The sequence below is a fragment of the Protofrankia sp. Cas3 genome, assembly GCF_963555955.1.
Taxonomy (GTDB): Bacteria; Actinomycetota; Actinomycetes; order Frankiales; family Frankiaceae; genus Protofrankia.
In genome coordinates this window covers 1-3,234 of record NZ_CAUVXP010000297.1, presented here as the reverse complement: position 1 = coordinate 3,234, position 3,234 = coordinate 1, and the positions used below count along the sequence as shown (strand labels likewise).

Below are 3,234 nucleotides of genomic sequence, written 5' to 3'. Positions count from 1 at the left end.
TCGGCGCCCATCAACGCCTCCGCGAACGCCTTCACCATCGAGCCCAACAGGTCCGGACTCGCCGCCATCAGCTCCTTGCCGAGTCCCTCGGTATCGGTCACAGTCGGACGCACGGCCATCGCGTATCTCCTCATCGAGTTGCTCTCGCAGGTTTCTCGTGAGGATCACGTGGTGGTCGCTCTACGTCACGGACCGCCGCTCCGGCGAGTCGTTAGACGATCACAACCCGTACACCACGTGCGTGGACTCCACTGAGTGCCGACGCACTCCCGGCGGCAAGAGCGGACGAGTCCAGCTTCCGAACCGCGTGACCATTGCAGTGACGCTTCGCGACCGTGGGCCTCCAGGCCGGCGACGCTCGGAGGGGAGCGCGGCTGCGTGGCTGAGGATGACGGGTGGGAGACAGGGAAACGGGCACGGCGCCCGGTCCGAACGGGAGCTCGATTCCCTTCACGAACACCTCGAATGGGCGTGTTCGGACAGGTCGTGTTGACTGGCTACATGCCTCTCGATGGTGAGTACGAGCCGAGCACCCAGAAGTGGGTGCGTGACCAGGTGGAGCTGTACGAGCGGTCCGGCGGGACAGACGGCATCACACTGTTCGGGATGCCGGTGGTCATCCTCACGACCAGGGGCGCGAGGTCCAGGAAGATCCGCAAGACGCCCCTGATGCGGGTGGAGCACGAGGGTAGGTATGCCATCGTGGCGTCGCTGGGCGGAGCGCCGAAGAACCCGGTCTGGTACTACAACGTGATCGCCGATCCGCACGTCGAGCTCCGGGACGGCCCCACCCAGCAGGACATGATCGCCCGAGAGGTCGCCGGCGAGGAGAAAGCCGCGTGGTGGCAGCGTGCGGTCGCCGCCTACGCGGACTATGCCGAGTATCAGAAGAAGACCGATCGCGTAATCCCGGTCTTCGTCCTCGAGCCCGTGTCGCCCTGAGACGTCCCGCCGCGGTGGCGGACTGCCGCCGTGGCCGCCGGTTGGGCACACGCCTCGCGTAAGGCGACGGTTCCGTCCGGGACACTCCTGCATACACGGCCCGTCATCTCCCTCGAACGGCTCACCAAGCGCTAACGCGCTCTCACGGCAGTCGAGGACCTGAGCGCAAATACCGCCGTCCATCCGACCACCGTCAAACGGCCAGCGCGGCCGGCCCCGTCGCCGACCGATCACACCGAACGGCCGTGCTGGCCTGTGGGTGCCCGAAATTGCGTCCGGTCAGGCTGCCTGCGGCACTGTTGCATTTGAGCCAAGCCAGGCGATCTTCGCCGCAAATCTTCCGTCCCAGAGGCCTCACCGAGAGCTGCCGGGAGGCCAGAGTGCACTGTTGCATTGACACGAGACGAGCAATCTTGGCTGCAATTCTTCCTGCGAGGCGGTGGTTCGGGGCGCGATCGACCTCACTGCTACCGCCCCCGGGGGGGTCCACCCGGGTGATCGACAGGAAGATCTGCGGCGAAGATCGCCACCGATGGCCCAATGCAACAGTGCCTGCAAGGGATCAGGCAAGTGACGCGGCCTGCGCGGTTGGTGTCTCGGCGGGCATCATTCCCCTCAGCGCGGACGTGCGCCGAGGTCTGGCAAGCGGAGGATCACATGGCTTAGCTTGATTTTTAACCTCGGGCTTGGGGTGCGTGTGGCAGGGATGTGGTCTGACCAGGTAAAAAGGCCACCTAAGCGCAGGTGGAGCGACCTGAGTAAGCGCACCCAGCGATCGATCGTGTTGGCGGCCGCCGCGGAGGGCGCGCTCAAGACGGCCGCGCTCGTCGACATCTGGCGCCGGCCAGCCGGCCAGCCGGCCAGATCCGAGGATCCAAGTGGGCGTGGATCCCGACGGTCACCCTGATCAACTCCTTCGGGCTGGCACCGGCGGCGTACTTCCTCTACGGACGGAAGCGTTAACCGCGCCTTCTCACCAACGGCGACGAGGTAGCCGACGGACCCACCTGGTACGAACCGACGAACGCACCACACGCGGCAGATGAGTGCGGTCGGGTTGGTCATCCCACCTGCCTCACAGGGTCACTCTCGGTGCCGGGGGTCGGGGAGTGGTCCGGTCTGGGATCCTCTGAGTCAGGGATACGGTGAGCAGGCTGATGTGTGCGGTCGTACCGACGCGAGAACCGGGGAAGGGCCGCGTCGAAATTGGCGGCGAGGACGACCGCGACGAGCAGTCCAACCACGATGCCTGCGAGGAGATCAACCAACTGGCCAACCCCGCCTGCTCCAGCGTTTGCCGAGAATGGCGCCGGTGTCCATGGGGGCGGCGCCACCCAGTAGGACGGTTGCGGTGGCAACAATGCGGATAGCGCTGTGGAGACGCTGACGGCGGCGAGAACCCATAGCCGCGCTCCCAAGGGTTCGGGGAAGCCTAGTCGTTCAGTGCCTGATCCTCTCCTAAAAGGGGAAGGTGCGCGATGACCTCTCAGCCGTGCCTCGCGGCGTCCGGCCAACTGTAGGGATCGCGCGAGCTTGGCCACTGGCTGGGCTAGTTGGCCAGTGGATGGCCACTGGGGTGTATCTGGCCACTTCAGCTGCAGCGTTTAAGAGCAGGGCGTGTTGTCGTGAGCTGGGCGCGGCGAGGCTCGCAGGAACGCCAGCGGAAGGAAGAGTTCGTCGACGATCTCGACGATCAGGTCGTAAGGAGCAGGCGATGGCTGGAGCGACAGCTCGGTGTGAAGCAGATCGACGGGAAGGCGTGCGAGGCGGGCCGGAATGTTGTCGGGGTCGATTTCGCCGCGTCTGCGGGCCCGTTCGAGGACGAGGTTCATCTGGTCGGCGCCGGCCGCGTGAGCTTGCCGTCGCAGGTGGGTGGCGAGTTCGTCGTCGATGTCGGGGACGGTCTGGGCGGCGTGGGCCCGCTGGTTCATCGTGGTCAGGACGGCGATGACGTCAGTGCGCAGAGTGCCGGTGTCGACGGGTGGGCGGGCCAGGTCGACGACTCGTCTGCTGACGGCGGCGGCGAGCAGGTCGGTGCGGGTAGGCCATCGGCGGTAGAGCACCGCTTTGCTGGTTCCCGCCCGCGCGGCAACCGCGGCGACGGTGAGCGCGGTGGAGCCGACCGCGGCGAGTTCGTCCCAGGCGGCGTCCAGGATGGCCTGGTCCAGGGCGTCCCCCCGCCGTCGGGACCGCGGTGCCGACCGGCCGTCACCGGAACTCGTCGCGGGCGCCCACCTGTCGGATGACATGCTCACAAGATACTTGAGTTCCCTATCGCGGTCGGCTAGCCTC

Annotated in this window: 2 protein-coding genes; one reads left to right on the top strand and one right to left on the bottom strand. The window is 66.5% G+C overall.

From position 1 onward, the window contains the following. Window positions 1-501: 501 nt before the first annotated feature. Window positions 502-942, top strand: coding sequence for a nitroreductase family deazaflavin-dependent oxidoreductase (locus tag U9983_RS27375; protein ID WP_322750761.1), 441 nt, complete (start codon window positions 502-504; stop codon window positions 940-942). A gap of 1,604 nt (window positions 943-2,546) precedes the next feature. Here U9983_RS27375 and U9983_RS27370 read toward each other — a convergent pair. Further along, a partial coding sequence (locus U9983_RS27370; protein ID WP_322756776.1) for a TetR-like C-terminal domain-containing protein occupies window positions 2,547-3,234 on the bottom strand: 688 nt, incomplete at its 5' end.

Bases quoted from the DNA above. Each gene is read 5' to 3' on its own strand.
- U9983_RS27375 (WP_322750761.1), top strand. From the start codon at position 502: ATGCCTCTCGATGGTGAGTACGAGCCGAGCACCCAGAAGTGGGTGCGT.